The sequence below is a fragment of the Flavobacterium sp. DSP2-3-1 genome (genome assembly GCF_049896865.1).
Taxonomy (GTDB): Bacteria; Bacteroidota; Bacteroidia; order Flavobacteriales; family Flavobacteriaceae; genus Flavobacterium.
The window spans coordinates 325399-344477 of the sequence record NZ_JAFCVD010000002.1; the positions used below are offsets into that span (position 1 = coordinate 325399).

Here is a 19079-nt window from a genome sequence, read left to right on the forward strand (position 1 = left end):
AATCTATAATCTAATGCTTTTTTCAAAAATAGAAGGCTCAGGGAAGCCACTTTTAATTCTCCACGGATTTCTGGGAATGTCCGATAACTGGAAAACACTCGGAACGCAATTCGCGATTGATTTTCAAGTTCATATTCTCGATTTACGCAACCACGGACGAAGCTTACATTCAGAAGATTTTAGTTATAAAATTATGGCGCAGGATGTTTATGAGTACTGTCAAGCTCATAAATTAGAAAATATCAATATTTTAGGACACTCGATGGGCGGGAAAGTAGCGATGCTTCTGGCTGCGGCACATCCGGAATTAGTTGATAAATTAATTGTGGCTGATATTGGGCCAAAATTCTATCCTCAGCATCATCAGGATATTTTGGCGGGATTGAATGCTGTGGATTTTTCAAAAAAGCCAAGTAGAAATGATGTTGAAGAAATTATGCAAAAGTATATTCCTGATTTTGGAACCAGACAATTCCTGATGAAAAATTTATTTTGGCAAGAACCGGGACAACTCGCGTTCCGATTTAATTTGGCAATTTTTAATCATAAAATGGATGAAGTAGGAATTCCGTTACCTCAGAATGCAGTTTTCGAGAAACCAACATTGTTCATTAGAGGTGGAAATTCCAAGTATATTTTGGACAGCGATTTCGAAAAAATAAAACAACATTTCCCGGATTCAAGTGTTGAAACGATTCTTAATGTGGGGCATTGGCTTCATGCCGAAAACCCGGCTGAATTTTATCAAAAAGTCACTTCTTTCTTAAAATAAATTAATCAGATTTAAATTTTTCTTACATTTATTTAAATTTTAAAACCAAAAACCATGAATTTATTACTCAGAATCCTTATTACATCAGGTTTAGTATTACTTATTGCTCACTTTATGCCAGGGGTTCATGTCGCTAATTTTACTACCGCTTTGATAGTAGCTATAGTTCTAGGGTTACTTAATATTTTTATCAAACCAATATTGGTAATACTTACACTGCCAGTTACGATTATTACTTTAGGATTGTTTTTATTGGTTATTAATGCGCTGATGATTTTGTTGTGTACCAAAATTGTGGGCGGATTTAGCGTCGATACGTTTTGGACCGCCTTAATTTTTAGTATCATATTGTCAGTTTTACAATCCTTAATGAATGGAATATTAGGCGAAGGAAAGTAAGGAATCGTTTTTAACACGTATTTGTGAATGAATTAATTTACAGTATTTGTTAATTTGATACCTTTGTGCTTCTATATAAGATAAACAATGTCTCAAAAGTTTTACATACTGTTTTTAGTTATGCTTGGTTTCTTTATGATGCCAAGCGTAGCCTTTGCATGTGGAACAAAAACCGAGAAGGCATGTTGCAAAAAAGAATCTTCTTCAGAAACAGAGCAAAAAGACTGTTGCAAGAAAGAAAAAAAATCAGATCAAAGTTCGCATGATGGCTGTAACGGTGCCTGTAAGAATATATCTTGTGCCAGTTCAGCAATCCACTTAAGTTTAACGTCCATATTTAATACAGAATTAAACAAGCAAATTTTTAGTTTTTCCTCTGAAAAACAAAATTACTATTACTCGGAAATCTTTATTTCATCCCATTTCCGTTCTATCTGGCTTCCACCTAAAATAAGCTAAATTCCTTTTTTGACAGCCAAAAAACTGTCTTTTTCTAAAGCATTTTGTGCTTTTACAATCATTAAATTCTAGTCAAATAAAGTTTGAAAAGTAGCGAAATGTGCTATTGTTTTCAATGTTTTTACGACTAATTCACTTTAAAATTATTTATACAATGAAGACATTAAAAAAAATGTTGATAGCAATAACCCTATTGCTTTCAGTTACAATTGCAAGCGCGCAAATCAAAAACGCGAAAACAGAAACCGTTAAAATATACGGAAACTGCGACATGTGTAAAACGACTATAGAAACTGCCGGAAACTTAAAAAAAATGGCGAAAGTTGAGTGGAATAAAGATTCCAAAATGGCAACCCTTACGTATGATTCCACTAAAACAAGTCAGGACGAAATCTTGAAACGCATTGCTTTAGCTGGTTACGACAGTGATAAATTTCTTGCTCCGGATGCTACGTATGATGCATTACACGGATGTTGTCAATATGAAAGAGAAGCTAAAGTAGCTGTTTCAACAGAAATGAAAATGGAAACCAATACTACAGAAAATCATGCAAACCACGCCAATCATTCTGATACTGCAGTTGCAAAACAACAGGTTGATACTAAATTAAAAGTTGTTTTTGATAGCTATTTTCTTTTGAAAGATGCTTTGGTAAAAACTGATGGAAAAGCTGCTGCTACTTTAGCGAAAGACGTTTCAACAGCATTAAATGCAGTAAAAATGGATGAGCTTGCAATGGATGTTCACATGATTTGGATGAAAGAAATGAACAGTTTAATGGCTAATGCCAAGAACATTTCAGAAATTCAAGACATCAAACGTCAAAGAGAGTTTTTCGTTCCTTTTTCAAAATCAATGTACGAAGTGATAAAAGTAGCTAAATACGAAACTCCGGTTTACCTTCAGTTTTGTCCAATGGCAAATGACGGTAAAGGTGCAAACTGGTTGAGCAAAGAAAACGCAGTTAAAAACCCATATTACGGTTCCCAAATGATGACTTGCGGTAAAACGGTTGAAACAATTAAATAAATATTTAAAAAAAGCGTTGGCTGTAACTCAAGTTTCTTTTTTTTAACGCATGGAAACATAGTTTTTATGTATTTCTATTAAGACGTTTCACTCTATTATGGAAAAACACAGGTTTGTTGCCCAAGAATTTGGCTATCCTGCTCTTTTTTTCTATATATCTATGTGTTTATTTTTAAATTCTTTTCAGAGTTCTAAATTTTAAATAATTGCACCCAACGGGTTAAAAACTATAATAAATGAAAAAAATAATGCTGTTTTTCAGTTTACTAATCAGTATTTCAACTGCTACTGCCCAAATGAAAATTGGAGACAGTTTACCTGATTTTGAACTTAAAAACAATAAAGAAACAACAATAAATTTGGCTTCTCTGAAAGGGAAAACGGTCTTGATTGATTTTTGGGCTTCCTGGTGCGCGCCTTGTAGACTGGCCAATAAAAAGCTAGCTCCTTTGTATAATCAATATAAAATTGACAACTTTGAAATCGTTGGTATATCACTGGATACGGATAAAACGAAATGGATGAATGCCATTCAAAAAGATAAAGTAACGTACGAGCAATTAATCGATGCTAAAGGTTTTGATGCGAAATCAGCACTGCTTTTTGGAGTAGAAGAATTACCTAATTCGTATTTATATGATGTATCAGGAAAATTAGTTGCCATCAATCCTACGGAGGAACAAATAATAATGCAAATAAAAAAATAAAACAAAATGAAAAATATAAAATTAAAATTCATTGGTATCGCTTGTTTACTTTTAATAACAAGTGTAAACTCCTATTCTCAAATCTCAAAAGCAGAAATAATTGCTACAGGTTTAACGTGTTCTATGTGTTCTAATGCTATAAATAAACAACTGAAAGCAACCGTTGGTGTGGATAGCGTGAGTACTGATTTGAATACGAATACTTTCACGGTTTATTTTAAAAAAGAAAGTAAAATAATGCCTAGAGTATTAAAAGCAGGAGTTGAAAAAGCCGGTTTCTTTATCGGCTCATTAATAATAACAATGCCTACAAACGGCTTAAAAATTGGAAGTGATAAAACGATTTCTTTAAACGGTTCCACTTTCGTTTTATTGAATGAAGAACTTAAAAACAGTACTGGAGAAACTAAAGTAAAGATTTTTGACAAAGGATATGTCACTCAAAAAGAGCATAAAAAACTGCTTAAAACGTTTTCAAAAACTGCATCATATCCATTAGATAACGAAGATGATTACCACATCAAAACTGTAATTTAATGAGAAAATTTTTAATCGTATTTACGTTTTTTCTTGTTCAGGGAATATCGGCTCAGGAACTTTTCGTGGTTACTGATCCGGCAAGCAATGTTCCTGCTGGTTCACTAGGAATTCGTTTGGGACAATCGATTTTTAAGGAACAAATGGAATCAGGATATAGTTACCATTTTATGCCTGAAGTTACTTGGGGTGTCAATAAAAATTTGATGGTTAGAACATCAATGTTTGTCAGCAGTAGAAGCAATAAATTGGTAACAGAAGGCGCTAGTTTTTACACTAAATATCGTTTCCTTTCTACGGACGACTTGCAGAGTCATTTTAGGATGGCAGCATTTGGAAGATACAGCTTTAACAATGCCGATATCCATCAGGAACAAATAGAAATTATGGGGCATAATACTGGATTTGAAACGGGAATAGTGGCTACGCAGCTTATAAAAAGGGTAGCCATCAGTGCTTCCGTTAGTTTTGAAAAAGCATTTGATAACAAGCCGAATTATAGATTTCCTGTTGCACAAGGTGATAACGGCACTAATTATACGTTGTCGTTTGGAAAACTGATGTATCCAAAAAAATATACCAGTTTTAAGCAAACGAATATCAATACAATGGTTGAGTTTGTTGGGCAAACCTTAAACGAAAATGGAAAATCATATTTAGATATTGTGCCTTCCATTCAATTTATTATTAACAGCCAAGCGCGAATTGATGTTGCTTACAGGTACGAATTATACAGTTCAATGTTGCGGTCTGCGCCAAATGGATTTTATCTGAATTTAGAATATAATTTTTTCAATGTTTCAAAATGAAGTAATTTATAATCATTACCAAATAAATTTCAAAAAAAGTCGTGAAACAACATCGCAATTTGCCACAACAATTATTAATAAATAATTTATTCAAATGAAAAATATAATCTTATCAATAGTCTCATTAGCATTGGTGTCGGTTTCTTGTAACCAAAAAAATAAAGAATTGGAAACTGATTCATCAGTTGCAGTCAAAACAACTGCGGAATTGTATTCGTGTCCGATGCATCCGGAAATCACTGGCAAAAAAGGTGCAGAATGTTCTGAATGTGGTATGGAACTAACAGAAAAAGTGGTGCAAATGCCAAAAACAGAAAAAGATGATGCCAGTGCGACTGCTATTAAAACGGAAAACACAGTCGCTGCAACTTCGTTTACTATTAATGAAATAGTAAGCAGTTATTTAACGCTAAAAAATGCATTGGTAAAAGATGATTCTAATGGCGCCGCCAAAGCTGGAAACACTTTGTATGCCACGTTTGAAAAAGTAAATTCTAATACCATTTTGAATGCAAAGCTGAAAAATAAGTATAATGAAATTGCTGTAAATGCAAAGAAACATGTCAAAGATATTGGTGAAAACGCCGGTAAAATAGCGCGTCAAAGAGAATATTTTGCTTTGTTGAGTAAAGAAGTACATGATTTGATAAAAACTTTTGGAACTGATCAAAAATTATATCAGGATTATTGTCCAATGTACAATCAAGGAAAAGATGGGTATTGGATAAGCGAAACAAAAGATGTTAAAAACCCTTATTACGGTTCTGAGATGTTAAGTTGTGGCAGAATGGTACAAGCGTTTCTCTAACTATTACATGTGAATTATGTAATTTAGAGTAATAAAAATACAACTTTTTAACCAATGTTTTTTGTAAATTTTAATGGTGGAAATTAATCTGCAATTAAAAAATAGATGCGATGAAAAAAATATTTTTTTTAGCCCTAATGACGGCTATTATAATGGTTTCCTGTAACCAAAAGAACAAAGAAAATTCAACTATCGATTCTCCAATGATGAAAGATAGTTCAGCGATGAAGAGTTCTGACGGTAATAAGATGATGAACGATTCCTTAATGATGAAAAATACTGTGACAATGTATTCTTGTCCGATGCATCCCGAAGTGCAAGGCAAGTTGAATGATAAATGCCCTAAATGTGGTATGAAATTGACAGAACCAGTAACTGAAACCGCCACAAAAAGCAGCAAATAAATAAGGATTTCACCTTATATAAATCTAAACAACCTTACTACTCAAGAAACGGTAAGGTTGATTTAAAATAAACTAAAATGAAACATGATTACCATATAATGGGAATGACATGTAATGGCTGTCGTTCATCAGTTGAAAAGGCATTAAATAGCATTGCGGGAGTTGAAGCAACTGTTTCTCTAGATCCGCCAATTGCTACCTTAATAATGAAAGAGCATATCCCATTAGTTCAGTTACAAGAAACGCTTTCCAAAGCTGGCAAATATTCCATTTCTATGGAATCCCCAATCGAAACTGTTTTAGAACTATCAAATGAACCTCCAAAAAAAGCATGTTGCGGTTCTAATAAACCACCAGAGGAGTCAAAAGTTACTTCACCGAATAATGTATCTGGAACATATTATTGCCCGATGCATTGTGAGGGTGAAAAGGTGTATGATAAGCCGGGAGATTGTCCGGTTTGTGGAATGGATTTAGTTAAAGAAGCAGAATTGACAAGTAGTCAAACAATGTATACTTGTCCCATGCATCCCGAAGTTATCAAAGAAGGTCCGGGTTCTTGTCCCATCTGCGGAATGGATTTAGTGCCAATGGAACCCACCGATTCTCAAGAAAATAAGGTTTATAATGACTTGGTGCGCAAAATGAAAATAGCGGTAGTTTGTACTGTTCCCATTTTCATAATTGCGATGTCAGATATGATTCCGAATAATCCAATAATGAAAATTATGGATTTAGAAAAGTGGAATTGGGTACAACTAATTTTGTCGCTTCCAGTCGTTTTTTATGCGTGTTGGATGTTTTTTGAGCGTGCATGGAAATCCATTGTTACTTGGAATCTCAATATGTTTACCTTGATTGGAATTGGGGCTGGAGTCGCTTTCTTATTTAGCTTATTTGGATTATTTTCCCCGGCTATGTTCCCCGACGAATTCAAAACGCATAATGGAACAGTGTCGCTTTATTTCGAAGCAACAACTGTCATACTAACATTGGTTTTATTGGGACAATTACTTGAGGCCAGAGCGCACAGTCGAACCAGTGGTGCGATAAAAGAATTGTTGAAATTAGCACCAACTGAAGCCACTTTAGTTAGCAATGGAGCTGATAAAGTAATTTCAATTCATGATATCAAAAAAGGAGATTTGTTGCGTGTAAAACCGGGAGATAAAATTCCGGTGGATGGCAAAATTACCGATGGAGAAAGTACTATTGATGAATCGATGATTTCAGGAGAACCTATTCCCGTTGATAAAAAAATAGAGGATTCCGTTATAGCGGGAACCATAAACGGAAATAAATCCTTTGTAATGATTGCCGAGAAAGTTGGTTCGGAAACCTTGCTTTCGCAAATCGTAAAGATGGTAAATGATGCGAGTCGTTCTAGAGCACCTATTCAAAAATTAGCAGATAAAATCGCTAAATATTTTGTACCAATTGTAGTTGGAGTTTCCATAATAACCTTTTTTGTTTGGTCACAATTTGGTCCTGAACCCGCAATGGTCTATGGATTTATCAACGCTATTGCGGTATTGATAATTGCGTGTCCTTGCGCTTTGGGTTTGGCTACACCCATGTCAGTGATGGTTGGTGTTGGGAAAGGGGCTCAATCGGGAGTTCTAATAAAAAACGCCGAAGCACTGGAAAACATGAACAAAATAAATGTTTTAATTACCGATAAAACAGGAACAATTACCGAAGGGAAACCTTCTGTTGAAAAAGTATTTTCCCTGCAAAATGACGAAAATGAACTATTGCAAAGCATCGCATCTTTAAATCAGTACAGCGAACATCCTTTGGCGCAAGCCGTAGTCAATTTTGCGAAAGCGAAAGAAGTCACTTTAATAGAAGTAAAGGATTTTGAAGCAATTTCAGGCAAAGGCGTGATTGGAACAGTAACTAATAAAAAAGTAGCGTTGGGAAATAAAAAATTGATGGAACAAGTGAATGCCACGATTTCTGCAGAGCTCGAAAATCAAATTATTGCTCAACAAAAACTAGGGAAAACCGTTTCTTATATTTCAGTTAATGGAATTGCAGTGGGATTTGTATCAATTACAGATGCGATAAAAGCAACAAGTGTTACAGCCATAAAAGAATTAATTCGTCAGGGTGTGGAAGTAATCATGCTAACGGGCGATAATGAAAATACGGCAAAGGCTGTGGCAGCGGAACTGAATTTAAGTTCTTACAAAGCGGGTTGTTTACCGGAAGACAAACTGAAAGAAATAAAACGATTGCAAACTGAAGGAAAAATTGTAGCTATGGCAGGCGACGGAATCAACGATGCTCCGGCTTTGGCGCAAGCGGATGTCGGCATTGCCATGGGAACCGGAACTGATGTGGCGATAGAAAGTGCAAAAATAACGTTGGTGAAAGGTGATTTACAAGGCATAGTAAAAGCCAAAAATTTAAGTCACGCGGTAATGCGAAATATAAAACAAAATTTATTTTTTGCTTTTTTTTACAATGTACTTGGAATTCCCATTGCGGCGGGTGTTTTGTATCCGTTTTTTGGAGTGCTCCTTTCGCCAATGATCGCGGCTTTGGCCATGAGTTTTAGCTCGGTTTCAGTAATTGCAAATGCATTAAGATTGCGTGGTCTAAAACTTTAAACGAAAATATTTAAAAGTTTATTTATAAATTAGAAAATATGAAAAATACGATCTTATTAATTTTATTTCTGATGCTTATTCCTCTTTTTGCAATAGCAGAAAATAAAAGTGGAAATGCCATTTCCAGAAAAGCATCGATTCTTCAGGCACAGCCTGTAACGTACACTTGTGTAATGCACCCGGAAATTCATGCGAATAAACCTGGAAAATGCCCAAAGTGTGGCATGGATTTAATCAAGGAAAAAGCCAAATCGGTAAAAAAATCTGTTCCAAAAAAGCAGGTGGCAAAACCAGTTGTAAAACAAGGAGTACCTGTAAAAACAACCGTTATTGAAACTAAAGCAACAAGTGATGATTCTCATCAAAATCACACAATTGTTCCCTCAGAATATGCTAAAGTTATAGAAGAACCGGTTAAAAGAACAGCGAAAAACGCACCGCCCAAAACGGTTCGGTATGATTTATATGTTCGGGACACCATTGTCACTTTTGGCGATGCACCCAAAAGAGCGATTGCCGTAAACGGACAGATTCCAATGCCAACACTTACTTTTACCGAAGGCGATATTGCCGAAATCTATGTGCATAATGAGTTGGATGAAGAAACGTCGTTGCACTGGCACGGATTGTTTTTGCCTAATAAAGAAGATGGTGTGCCCAATTTGACCCAAATGCCAATTAAACCACATACGGTACATAAATATACATTTCCTATAATTCAACACGGAACACATTGGTATCACAGTCACACGGGTTTGCAGGAGCAAATTGGTATGTATGGTTCTTTTATCATGAATAAAAGAAATGAGGACCCAACTTTTAGAACAGGAATTGATGATTTACCAACGGTACCAATCATTTTAAGTGAATGGACGGATTTGAATCCAAAAAATGTCCATCGGATGCTGCACAACGCAACCGATTGGTTTGCGATTCAAAAAGGAACTACACAAAGTTACGCTGAAGCCATTAGAGCGGGACATTTTAAGACCAAAGTTGCCAACGAATGGAAACGAATGAATGCGATGGATGTAAGCGATGTCTATTATAATAAGTTTTTGATTAACGGTAAAAATGAAACTCAACTTTCGCAGTTCAAAGCGGGCGATAAAGTGAGGTTGCGAATTGCCAATGGTGGTGCCTCGACCTATTTTTGGCTGAATTATGCGGGAGGAAAAATCACTGTTGTTGCCAGTGATGGAAATGATGTGGAGCCAGTTGAAGTGGATCGTTTGATTGTTGCGGTGTCTGAAACCTATGATGTTGTCGTGACGATTCCTGCCGAGAAGACTGCTTTTGAATTTTTAGTCACTTCTGAAGATCGCACAAAATCCGCTTCGTTATATTTAGGAGATGGTGTGAAACAACTGATGTTGCCTTTGCCAAAATTAAAATATTTTGAAGGGATGAAAATGATGAACGGCATGATGAAAATGAATGGCGATTTAGATGATATGGGTATGAAAATGTCGCTGAACCAAATGGATATGAATGTAGTAATGTATCCAGAAATCACGGGGCCGATAGATGCTAAAGAAGGAACGCAAAAAGAAGTTGAAATGGATCATTCGTCTCATGATATGGGAAAAATGAAAATGGAGGAGACCTCTCCGAAGATGGATGGCATGAAAATGACGGAGGAGGATTATAATAGTAATGCATTATCTGATATTACTACCTTAAATTATGCCATGCTGAAATCACCTACTAAAACAACCTTGCCAAAAGACGCGCCCGTAAAAGAATTGCGGTTTGAATTATCAGGAAACATGAATCGCTACGTGTGGAGTCTGGACAATAAAGTGGTTTCGGAAGCCGATAAAATTTTAATTAAAAAAGGAGAGAATGTTCGAGTTGTACTCTTCAATGGCTCCATGATGCGCCACCCGATGCATTTACACGGGCATGATTTTAGAGTCCTGAATGGTCAGGACGAGTTCGCTCCCATGAAAAACATCATTGACATTATGCCCATGGAAACCGATACGATTGAGTTTAATGCGAATGTAAAAGGCGATTGGTTTTTTCATTGTCACATTCTCTATCACATGATGGCGGGAATGGGTCGTGTTTTTAGCTATGAAAATCAAGAGCCCAATCCTTTGATTCCAAATCCAAAATTGGCGCAACGCAAATTATTCGCTGATGACAGAGCTTTTCGTGTGATGGCCGAAAATGATTTTGCCACCAACGGAAATGATGGAATGCTGATGATTCAAAACACGCGTTGGAGTATTGGTACCGAATGGCGTTTAGGATATACCGATGAACACGGTTATGAAACTGAAACACACATTGGACGATACATCGGGAAAATGCAATGGTTAATGCCGTTCATCGGTTTTGACTGGCGGTATCGAAAAATGGAAATGGGAGCAATGGAAGAAAATCTTTTTGGTCAAACCAATACCAAAGACAATCGTGCTGTTTTCAGTGCCGGAGTTGAATATACCTTACCCTTGCTGATCAAAGCACAAGCTGAAGTCTATACCGACGGAAATTTCAGATTGCAATTTGAACGCATGGATATTCCGGTTTCCAAAAGATTGCGCATGAATTTAATGTGGAATACTGATAGAGAATACATGGCGGGATTGCGTTATATTGTCAAGAGAAATTTTGGAATTACAACGCATTATGACAGTGATATGGGAATGGGTTTTGGAGTGAGTTTGAATTATTAATTAATTCTCAAAATAAGTTTGCATAAAAAAGCAAACTTATTTTGGTAAGTGTTAGTTCTGAATTGATTACAATTCACAAGTTCAATACAGGCTGTTTTTATTGGAAGGTTTTTGGTTTTGGCTTTGTGCATCTCAAAAATATTGTTATTTTTGCACCCGAAATAGAAAAACAGGGCCCGTTCGTCTATCGGTTAGGACGCATGGTTTTCATCCATGTAAGAGCGGTTCGATTCCGCTACGGGCTACATGCACAAACACAAGCTAAAAAAGCCTCGAAAATTATTTTTCGAGGCTTTTTTCATTACTGGTTTTGGCTGTTCTTTTTGTGAATTTTACGAAATAATAAAATAATTCAGATTTTAGAAATATAAGGTAGTATCAGGAAACAGGGTGCTCTAATTGAGGTTGCGCCATGCTGTGTTTAGTTTCGGGGCTTTGTAACAAATAATTTCTGCTGTTAAAACCTTGCATTTACGATATCTTTTATTTTTAATTTTTGGCGCAAAGTCAGAGATATTTGCGCAACTTATGCAACAAATTTATTCTTTTAATGGATATTTTGCGGAGTTGGGCACGAAACCTCGACTACCGTAAATCTGCTTGTAGCGTTACTTAATTTTTTCATTCGCTGCCTAACATAACTTTCAATTTGATTAAATACTTTTTTCCTTTTGATATTTTAATAGAAAATCTTTTACCGTTGTCCATTGTATTTCTGGGTAACGATTAATATCGAGCTTCGCTATTTTTGAACGTTCATCAATCATATTGTGCATGTATTGCATTCCTTGCCAAGCAGGGTAAAGTTCTTTTTTTCCTGGTGCCAATTTTCGTGCAATCTTTATAATTATGGCAAGAAGTTTTTGTCCGCCAGGTCTAAATAAGCGAAACTTCTGACCTGTGACCTGACTGGTTATTACTTTTAATTCGCGCGGACTTATTAGATCACCTGCAATTCTAAGATATCGAGGAGTGTTTGAGTCAAGGGCAACTTTAGCAGTAAATTCTGCTGTATTATCCATTGTGGTAAAGGCCAATTTGTAATCCTTATTTCCCCAATATAGAATTATTTTCTGCTTGAAAAGAATCATAGGCATTTCATCTATCAGCAATTCAGTAAAAGCTCCGTTAAAAATTGAAGTTGCAGCAATAGGCATTTTGTCAAGATATTCGTGAAATTCACGTCTTAGATCTAAGTTTCGGTTTTCACCATATGAAAACTTAGTAAAATCTAAAGAGTAGTCTGACGGAATAAAGCGAGGAACGCCCGCTGCTATGGCTGCTTCTAGCAAAACTTTTTGGGCATCTACAACCACTTCACGCAATCCGGCTAAAGCGGAAACTACGCAGGAAACACCAACGCAAGAAGTTTTTAATTCTTCCAAATTCCAACTATTCACCTCATAAATTTTAACACCTAAATTTTCAAGTACTTTTATTTTTTCAATATCACTGTTCGAACGAACAACCACAATTATTTCGGCATCTTTGTTTACTAAAGCCTTTACTATTCTTAATCCTAAATTACCCGTCGCACCTGCTACTAAAATTATTTTTTTCATTTTCTTTTCTATTTTATTTTGTCCGCTGTAAGATTTCCAATAAATTAACGTCAGTTCGCCTAAAAACCGATAAACTGGGTTGCTCGGCTTTTAAATACAACGTAAATATAGATGATTTAGATTGTAATTAGTTTTTTATAAAAGAGAATGGATTGTAAATTTAAGCAATCGGCTGTAGCGTAACATATTCACAATCAATCAAATTAATCTTTTTTAAGTTGTTCCGTGTGATTTTGATTCCCGTTAATTGTATGATCGCGGTCATTCATTCCGTTTGACATTCCGATCATAAATGCAGTAATAAGGAGCATAATTTTTCTTTTTACTCAAAGAACAGGGTGTTTATATTGCTCTAAACGTGGTTTGTTATTGTGTTTATACATTTTGTAAATGATAAATGATTAGACATTTGGTATCATCTTTATGCATGGAATTGCATAAATGCGTAGAAAGAATTATCTAGGCTGTGTGTAAACTTTTATAGGAGTTTTGGGAAGTAATCATCTCATTTATAAAAATGTATTGAGATGCAAATGAACTTACTTTTTGATAAAGCAACGTCTGTAATTTAAGTAGAACCGTAATTTGAAGACTACAACTATCTTGAAATTGGAGATAAACTAAGTGAAATAGGAATGATGTTTTTTCAGAGGGATTTGCCTTGTGGAACGCACATAATTTTGAACCCTTATAGTTTAATTCTTTTCTAAGAATTACGTTCGAGAATTGATAATAATCTGCTGGATTTGATTGAGAGTCTAAAGCACCATCATTTGCAATCAGGCCAAAAGCCAGAAAGAGTGAAATGAGATATTTTAAATATTTTTTCAATCTATTTAATTTGAAAATTATTAATATGTGATATGACGTTCCTATGTTTTGTTAGGATCTTGGAGCTAAAATACCATTTCTTTTCGGATTATTAATATATAATTCTTTACTGTCCAGTACTCTTAAACCTCCTTTATTTGAAAAACGTAAGTCGTTTATCTTTAACGGCATCCAAGCGAAGCATTTTATAATCCAGCACATAATTTTGATAAACACGCCAAGGTGCTTTGTTTCCCTGACTAGGAAGCATATTCGCTGCTCTGTTGATGTAGCCGGAATTCAAGTTTAGTAGTGGAACGGGTTTTAAATTTGTCTCGACTACTTTTGCCTGCACTGCTTTATAATGGTGTTTGTCCAAATATTTTAAAACCCGAGATATATATTCGCTGGTAAGGTCACTTTTCAAGGTCCACGAAGCATTGGTATAGCCAACAAAAATAAAGAAGTTGGGCAGGTCGCTTAACATGAGGCCTTTATAGACAAAAGATTTAGAAACATCAAAAGGTTGCGAATCCAGTTGAATTTTTACGCCTCCAAACGCCACTAAATTAAGTCCAGTTGCGGTAATTATAATGTCGGCGGCCAGTGTCTTGCCCGATTTTAGTAAAATGCCATTTGTTAAAAAACAATCGATATGGTCAGTAACTACCGATGCGTTCCCTTTTCTGATGGCTCTAAAAAAATCTCCGTTTGGCGCAATGCAAAAACGTTGTTCCCATGGATTGTAATTGGGTATAAAATGAGGGTCCACGGGAAAGTTACCCAAAGCTTTTTTAGCCCCTTTAATGATGAATTTTTTCATTGCCTCCGGAAAGAACTTGCACAGATTAAAAAAGACGATAGCGTAAAAAATATTTTTATAACGAATCAGTCTATAGGCTACTTTTTTTGGGAACAGGCTTTTGAGGCGAGCAGCAATTTTGTCTTTATTTGGTAAAGCAGCAATATAGGTTGGCGATCGTTGCAGCATGACAACTTGTGCACCTTCGGCGGCAAGCTCCGGAAGGATGGTCACAGCAGTGGCGCCGCTGCCAATTATAACCACTTTTTTATTGGCGACATCTAATTTTTCAGGCCACTTTTGCGGATGGATTATTTTGCCTTCAAAACGGGATTGATCCTTAAATTCAGGAGTGTATCCTTTGTTATAATTATAATAGCCGCTACAGCTAAAGATAAACTGGCACCTGTAAACTGTTTCTTCTTCCGTAACGGTATTTACGGTAGTGACCGTCCATGATTTTTTTTCTGTATCGAAGTTATAAGAAAGAGCGCGTTGATTGTAGATGATATGCGCGCGCACTTTATATTCGTCTGCGGCTTCATTCAGATATTTTAAAATAGAAGGTCCGTCAGCGAAAGACTTTTGGTCTTCCCATGTTTTAAAGGAATAGCCAAAAGTATACATATCCGAATCGGAACGGATTCCGGGGTATTGAAACAAACTCCAGGTACCGCCAAGTTCCGCTCTTGCCTCTAAAATAACATAATTTTTGTCTGGATTTTTGCGTGACAAATGACACGCGGCGCCTATACCGGATAATCCTGCTCCTATTATAACAATATCTATATGATCGGTATTCATGTTTTTATTTTAGAATTAAATGCTGTTGCAAAATACAAAATTGTAGCAATAAAAAAACACCATTACATTTTCTTAAGTAACGGTGTTTGTAATTGATATGAAAACCTTTTAAAGTGGAAAAAAATGGGTTTTTATTAGGATTGAACGACAAATTTATTTTTGAATAAACACGCTGTAACGCTGGGGGTCATTCTTTTGTCCAGCTATTAATTTGGCTTTTAAAATTTCCCAACCTATCAGATATGTCGTCACTAAGAATAGCGCGGTTTTGCAAAACGTGCCCTCCAACGAGGGAAAATAAAGCAAGTCAGAAAAGCTATCCCCTTACAACGGCAAAGCTTTCTTACGTTATCACGTCAGATTTTTTCAATAGTTTTGTTAGATTTACTTCTTCTGTTCCCTGCCGATTAAGTTTTAATCACCAATTGGAAGTCACGTTTTACATAACCGCGCTGTAAGTTAACAAGAAAACTGAGTATATTTCCAAGCCATCGGATTACTTCCTTTTTTTCTTGAGAAAAAATGGGATTGCTTAAAACAATTAGTAAAATGAATAAAAATTTCGATTTCATATTTTCTATGTGGTTTCTTTGATTCTGCAAATTGACGGTTAACGGTCTCTCCCTAGGCTCTCGTTGCCGATTAAAGCGAGATGAGTTCTTTCGACAAGTTAGAAGTTTTTCTTGAAAAAGAAGTACCAGCGAGTGAAAAATCGGCAATGGAGCTTACCGTGTTTTAGCGGTTCGGGCATGTCCTGATTTCCGTTTTTTATAATGTCTTTGTATTTTTTTTTGAAGAGATTAAATATGAAGTTCTTGCTATGATGAAGAGTAGTCCTGGTTTAACTATCCGATATAAAATCGCTCCAATTAAACTAAGAATTGATATTATTCCAATGGAAAGCACGCCGCCAAAGGTAAATGTCATACCGATAACAAATCCTAGAAAATACTCAGCCTCATAAATAGGTAAAAAGAGTGCAAGAACTAGCAATGAGACAATCATATAAAATGGTATTTCTGAATATTTTAAAGTAAAAAAAACAGATAGTAATAAACTAAAAGATAATGCAGCAATGAAAGCATAAAGTATATTTACTGAGAACTTAAAAACAGTTAAATCATTTCCAATTCTCTTTTGTACTCTGTAAAATAGAAACCACGTAAGCAATGGAATTAAAATTCCTCCCAACCAATTTGAAAATTCAGGTAAGTCTTCATTTTGTAGCATGTGATGACTAGGTACACCACCATGGAAATGATCCCAAATTAAAAGCGACCAGATAGCAACTGTGATTATTGTAGTGAAATATAAACCGATCTTAAAAAATTCTTTTTCTGTCATTTTTTTACCTTTTTTTAGGTTTTCTAATCTCTAATAGTTTCCTAGTTGCGCATCGCCTGACCGCTAAGGCTAGTTCGTCTAAAAAACTTTAAACGAGCTCATTTTAGCTAATCAGTTAGTAAATATATATGATTTAAACTACAATTAAAATTCTTTTTAATAGAAGTGACTTTCACATTCTCAAAAGGAGATAAGGCTAACAAGTATTAAAAAAGCGTTGTCAGAGCAGCAAAATATTAAGCCAATACTTTTAGAGATTATTTTTTAGAACTGTTGCAATATTTCACAGTCATTGATTGTAACCAATCGTTGTAATCTTTTTAAGATTTTATTTTTATTAAAGATGTTTCTTTATCAGATATGATAATGGTCACTATCCGAAAATTTGGATCATCCAGAAGAATTCTCGTGACTTTTAACAGTAGTTTTAAGAATTTTTTTTTCTTTTTCATTTTTTGTACCTGAATGATTAGAAATTACGCTGATGTAACAATAGTTTTTTCACAATCTATACTGACTCTTTTGCTACAACAGGATAAGATGTCGCCTTTTAACTTGTGTAAAGCATGCCGTTTTTTAAAAAATAAGAAGCCCAATCCTCTTTTTTAAAATAAATTCTGATTTTATTTTTAATTCATTTTTTAATAAAAAGAAATCTTCTTCCGCTGAAATGGGAGCCACTTACTTTATAAACTGAAGGCATATTGACACTTTTATTTTACATTGCGGTGTGAATCATATATTGCTATTTTCGTTTGCTATGTGCATACTTTACGACAGCTACCAAAACTACTCCGCCGATTATATTACCCAACGTAGAAAGAACTTGGAATTTTAAAAATTCCAACCCGCTTATATCGTTTGCATTGGCAAAATAAGCCATAAATATTTCTATAGATCCAACAATACAATGGTGCAATCCTGCGATGCTAATAATGAATGTTACAAAAAATATCATTGCTACACGGCTAAGGGTATCTTGTGCCGCGCTTAGCAACCAAGATAGCGTACCCATTAGCCAACCTGCCATTATGCTGCTTACTACAATATTAGCGCTGCTGTACGCTACCATTTTTTGCGATATAAAGTGAAAAAAATCAAGTGAAATAAGATGTGTGCCAGCATTAAATTGTAAAACAATTGAGCCAAAAAGATATCCTCCCAATAAATTCCCTACATAAATAATTATCCAAAGATTCACTAAACTTCTAAGCGAAGCTTTACCATTAAATACAGGTATAGTCGCTAAAACGGTATGTTCTGTAAAAAGCTCCGACCGCCCGATAATTACAAAAATATAGCCAAGAGGATATACCAAGGCCATCATTAAATATAGTTTACCAGGACTTATCTCCGTTTTAAATAGTGTATAAATTATACCAATAACAAGTATGCTGAAACCGACCTCAAGACCTGCAGAAAGTGACGATATAAAGAGCCCTGTGTTAGAACGACGGTATTCTTTTAAGCCCGCGTCTATTTGCTCAACCATTATTTCATAAGGTTCTTTTGGTTGCTCTGCTGTATGTTCTGTTTGTGTAGGTAGCTCTTCTTTTTTTTTAGTATCCATTGCCGTATTTTTTTAGTACTGAAGGAAGTCAATAGTGTTATTATTTTCTATTTGATTTCGAATTCACACTTCCAAAATCATTTTTCCAATGTTATCACCTATAAATAAACTCAGCAGTTATGCAGATAAATTGTCAACGTCTTTTACAATCTTTACTTCATATTTTAATTTACCTTTTTGTACCCATGCTGCCAAATGCTTGTCACCTTTACTAAATTAACTTTTGTAATTGCCAATGAGAAAACCCTGTATTAAAACACTTCTGGTCAGTAACATGGGTTGGAGTCGGGGACCCATTGGTATTTCAGTGCTTTTGTAGAACGCAATATGTCCGCACAATATAATTCTGACATTGAAATTTATATTGCTTATTACAGCATTTAAAGTTTCACCTCCCAGATTATCGTAATAGATAACTACTGCTTTTGGACGAGCATCAGTAATTGCTATATTTAAATCAGTACAGGACTTATAATTTAAGACCTGATCAAAGCCAAATTTTCCCTGTTATAATTTTACTTTTTTATCGCCGCCTGTTACAATAAATATACTGAAACCTGCAGTTTAACTGTTTGATTAACATCGAGATTAGTTACAAGATCAACAGCACCTGTAGCTCAAGATACCACATCAGTTTCTTCATTTTTAGTTCTACCAAAACGAGTTAAACCAAAGTAGGCGGTAAGGTTGGGTATTCCTAATACGCCCAGAAAATAACTTGCAGGGGCAATTGAAGGGTCAATTTTTACTATGCTAATTTCTACTGCAATGCAAAACTACTGCCAATGTAAGCTACCAGTTACGGTATCATTTTCTTTACAATTGATATAATTATTTTTTAATACTTTAACTATTACTCCACCAGTAATTGGTTTTCCCAATTAAAATGGCGGAGTATAATATTTAGCACCATTCACTCAACCTCTAATATACTTATCAACAGAAAAATATTATCTCAACAAA

The 19079-nt window shown here is 35.2% G+C and carries 15 protein-coding genes and 1 tRNA gene; 12 read left to right on the top strand and 4 right to left on the bottom strand.

Annotation, left to right across the window (positions count from 1 at the left end; translation table 11 throughout):
• Positions 1 to 13 precede the first annotated feature (13 nt).
• The 12 genes from ACP7AT_RS03675 (at position 14) to ACP7AT_RS03730 (ending at position 11469) form a co-directional block, all read left to right on the top strand.
• The gene (locus tag ACP7AT_RS03675; protein WP_426062999.1) at positions 14 to 772 is read left to right on the top strand and encodes an alpha/beta fold hydrolase; all 759 of its coding nucleotides are present in this window, start codon (positions 14 to 16) and stop codon (positions 770 to 772) included.
• 54 nt (positions 773 to 826) lie between these two features.
• Positions 827 to 1171 (top strand): phage holin family protein, encoded by a 345-nt coding sequence (locus ACP7AT_RS03680; RefSeq protein WP_426063000.1) that lies wholly within the window; start codon positions 827 to 829, stop codon positions 1169 to 1171.
• A gap of 87 nt (positions 1172 to 1258) precedes the next feature.
• Positions 1259 to 1630 (top strand): hypothetical protein, encoded by a 372-nt coding sequence (locus ACP7AT_RS03685; RefSeq protein ID WP_426063001.1) that lies wholly within the window; start codon positions 1259 to 1261, stop codon positions 1628 to 1630.
• Positions 1631 to 1784: 154 nt separating this feature from the next.
• Positions 1785 to 2660: a DUF3347 domain-containing protein gene (locus tag ACP7AT_RS03690; protein WP_426063002.1), complete on the top strand. Its 876-nt coding sequence runs from the start codon at positions 1785 to 1787 to the stop codon at positions 2658 to 2660.
• Between the two features lie 236 nt (positions 2661 to 2896).
• Complete coding sequence (locus ACP7AT_RS03695) at positions 2897 to 3367, top strand: TlpA family protein disulfide reductase (protein WP_426063003.1); 471 nt, start codon at positions 2897 to 2899, stop codon at positions 3365 to 3367.
• Positions 3368 to 3373: 6 nt separating this feature from the next.
• Positions 3374 to 3904, top strand: a complete 531-nt coding sequence (locus tag ACP7AT_RS03700; RefSeq protein WP_426063004.1) for a heavy-metal-associated domain-containing protein — start codon at positions 3374 to 3376, stop codon at positions 3902 to 3904.
• Positions 3904 to 4713 carry a hypothetical protein gene (locus tag ACP7AT_RS03705; RefSeq protein WP_426063005.1) on the top strand — a complete coding sequence of 270 codons (810 nt, stop codon included), beginning with the start codon at positions 3904 to 3906 and terminating at the stop codon, positions 4711 to 4713. Before ACP7AT_RS03700 ends, ACP7AT_RS03705 begins: the two co-directional genes overlap by 1 nt.
• A 94-nt stretch (positions 4714 to 4807) precedes the next feature.
• Positions 4808 to 5521 carry a DUF3347 domain-containing protein gene (locus ACP7AT_RS03710; protein ID WP_426063006.1) on the top strand — a complete coding sequence of 238 codons (714 nt, stop codon included), beginning with the start codon at positions 4808 to 4810 and terminating at the stop codon, positions 5519 to 5521.
• A gap of 110 nt (positions 5522 to 5631) precedes the next feature.
• Positions 5632 to 5925 (top strand): heavy metal-binding domain-containing protein, encoded by a 294-nt coding sequence (locus ACP7AT_RS03715; protein ID WP_426063007.1) that lies wholly within the window; start codon positions 5632 to 5634, stop codon positions 5923 to 5925.
• A 77-nt stretch (positions 5926 to 6002) separates the two neighbouring features.
• On the top strand, positions 6003 to 8540 hold the full coding sequence (locus ACP7AT_RS03720) for a heavy metal translocating P-type ATPase (RefSeq protein ID WP_426063008.1): 2538 nt from the start codon (positions 6003 to 6005) through the stop codon (positions 8538 to 8540).
• Positions 8541 to 8578: 38 nt separating this feature from the next.
• Positions 8579 to 11224, top strand: coding sequence for a multicopper oxidase domain-containing protein (locus ACP7AT_RS03725; RefSeq protein WP_426063009.1), 2646 nt, complete (start codon positions 8579 to 8581; stop codon positions 11222 to 11224).
• Between the two features lie 173 nt (positions 11225 to 11397).
• Positions 11398 to 11469 (top strand) — tRNA-Glu (locus ACP7AT_RS03730).
• A 408-nt stretch (positions 11470 to 11877) separates the two neighbouring features.
• Here ACP7AT_RS03730 and ACP7AT_RS03735 read toward each other — a convergent pair.
• The 4 genes from ACP7AT_RS03735 to ACP7AT_RS03750 all read right to left on the bottom strand — a co-directional run bounded on the left by ACP7AT_RS03735 (position 11878) and on the right by ACP7AT_RS03750 (position 18116).
• A complete protein-coding gene (locus ACP7AT_RS03735) occupies positions 11878 to 12786 on the bottom strand; it encodes an NmrA family NAD(P)-binding protein (RefSeq protein WP_426063010.1) in 909 nt (302 codons plus the stop codon).
• 964 nt (positions 12787 to 13750) lie between these two features.
• A complete protein-coding gene (locus ACP7AT_RS03740) occupies positions 13751 to 15202 on the bottom strand; it encodes a flavin-containing monooxygenase (protein ID WP_426063011.1) in 1452 nt (483 codons plus the stop codon).
• Between the two features lie 768 nt (positions 15203 to 15970).
• A complete protein-coding gene (locus ACP7AT_RS03745; protein WP_426063012.1) occupies positions 15971 to 16546 on the bottom strand; it encodes a hypothetical protein in 576 nt (191 codons plus the stop codon).
• A gap of 745 nt (positions 16547 to 17291) precedes the next feature.
• Positions 17292 to 18116, bottom strand: a complete 825-nt coding sequence (locus ACP7AT_RS03750) for a formate/nitrite transporter family protein (RefSeq protein WP_426063013.1) — start codon at positions 18114 to 18116, stop codon at positions 17292 to 17294.
• Positions 18117 to 19079: the final 963 nt, after the last annotated feature.

Coding starts and splice junctions, on each gene's coding strand:
- ACP7AT_RS03700 (WP_426063004.1), top strand. CDS start 3,374: ATGAAAAATATAAAATTAAAATTCATTGGTATCGCTTGTTTACTTTTA.
- ACP7AT_RS03720 (WP_426063008.1), top strand. CDS start 6,003: ATGAAACATGATTACCATATAATGGGAATGACATGTAATGGCTGTCGT.
- ACP7AT_RS03675 (WP_426062999.1), top strand. CDS start 14: ATGCTTTTTTCAAAAATAGAAGGCTCAGGGAAGCCACTTTTAATTCTC.
- ACP7AT_RS03685 (WP_426063001.1), top strand. CDS start 1,259: ATGTCTCAAAAGTTTTACATACTGTTTTTAGTTATGCTTGGTTTCTTT.
- ACP7AT_RS03680 (WP_426063000.1), top strand. CDS start 827: ATGAATTTATTACTCAGAATCCTTATTACATCAGGTTTAGTATTACTT.
- ACP7AT_RS03695 (WP_426063003.1), top strand. CDS start 2,897: ATGAAAAAAATAATGCTGTTTTTCAGTTTACTAATCAGTATTTCAACT.
- ACP7AT_RS03750 (WP_426063013.1), bottom strand. CDS start 18,116: ATGGATACTAAAAAAAAAGAAGAGCTACCTACACAAACAGAACATACA.
- ACP7AT_RS03725 (WP_426063009.1), top strand. CDS start 8,579: ATGAAAAATACGATCTTATTAATTTTATTTCTGATGCTTATTCCTCTT.
- ACP7AT_RS03705 (WP_426063005.1), top strand. CDS start 3,904: ATGAGAAAATTTTTAATCGTATTTACGTTTTTTCTTGTTCAGGGAATA.
- ACP7AT_RS03740 (WP_426063011.1), bottom strand. CDS start 15,202: ATGAATACCGATCATATAGATATTGTTATAATAGGAGCAGGATTATCC.
- ACP7AT_RS03715 (WP_426063007.1), top strand. CDS start 5,632: ATGAAAAAAATATTTTTTTTAGCCCTAATGACGGCTATTATAATGGTT.
- ACP7AT_RS03690 (WP_426063002.1), top strand. CDS start 1,785: ATGAAGACATTAAAAAAAATGTTGATAGCAATAACCCTATTGCTTTCA.
- ACP7AT_RS03735 (WP_426063010.1), bottom strand. CDS start 12,786: ATGAAAAAAATAATTTTAGTAGCAGGTGCGACGGGTAATTTAGGATTA.
- ACP7AT_RS03745 (WP_426063012.1), bottom strand. CDS start 16,546: ATGACAGAAAAAGAATTTTTTAAGATCGGTTTATATTTCACTACAATA.
- ACP7AT_RS03710 (WP_426063006.1), top strand. CDS start 4,808: ATGAAAAATATAATCTTATCAATAGTCTCATTAGCATTGGTGTCGGTT.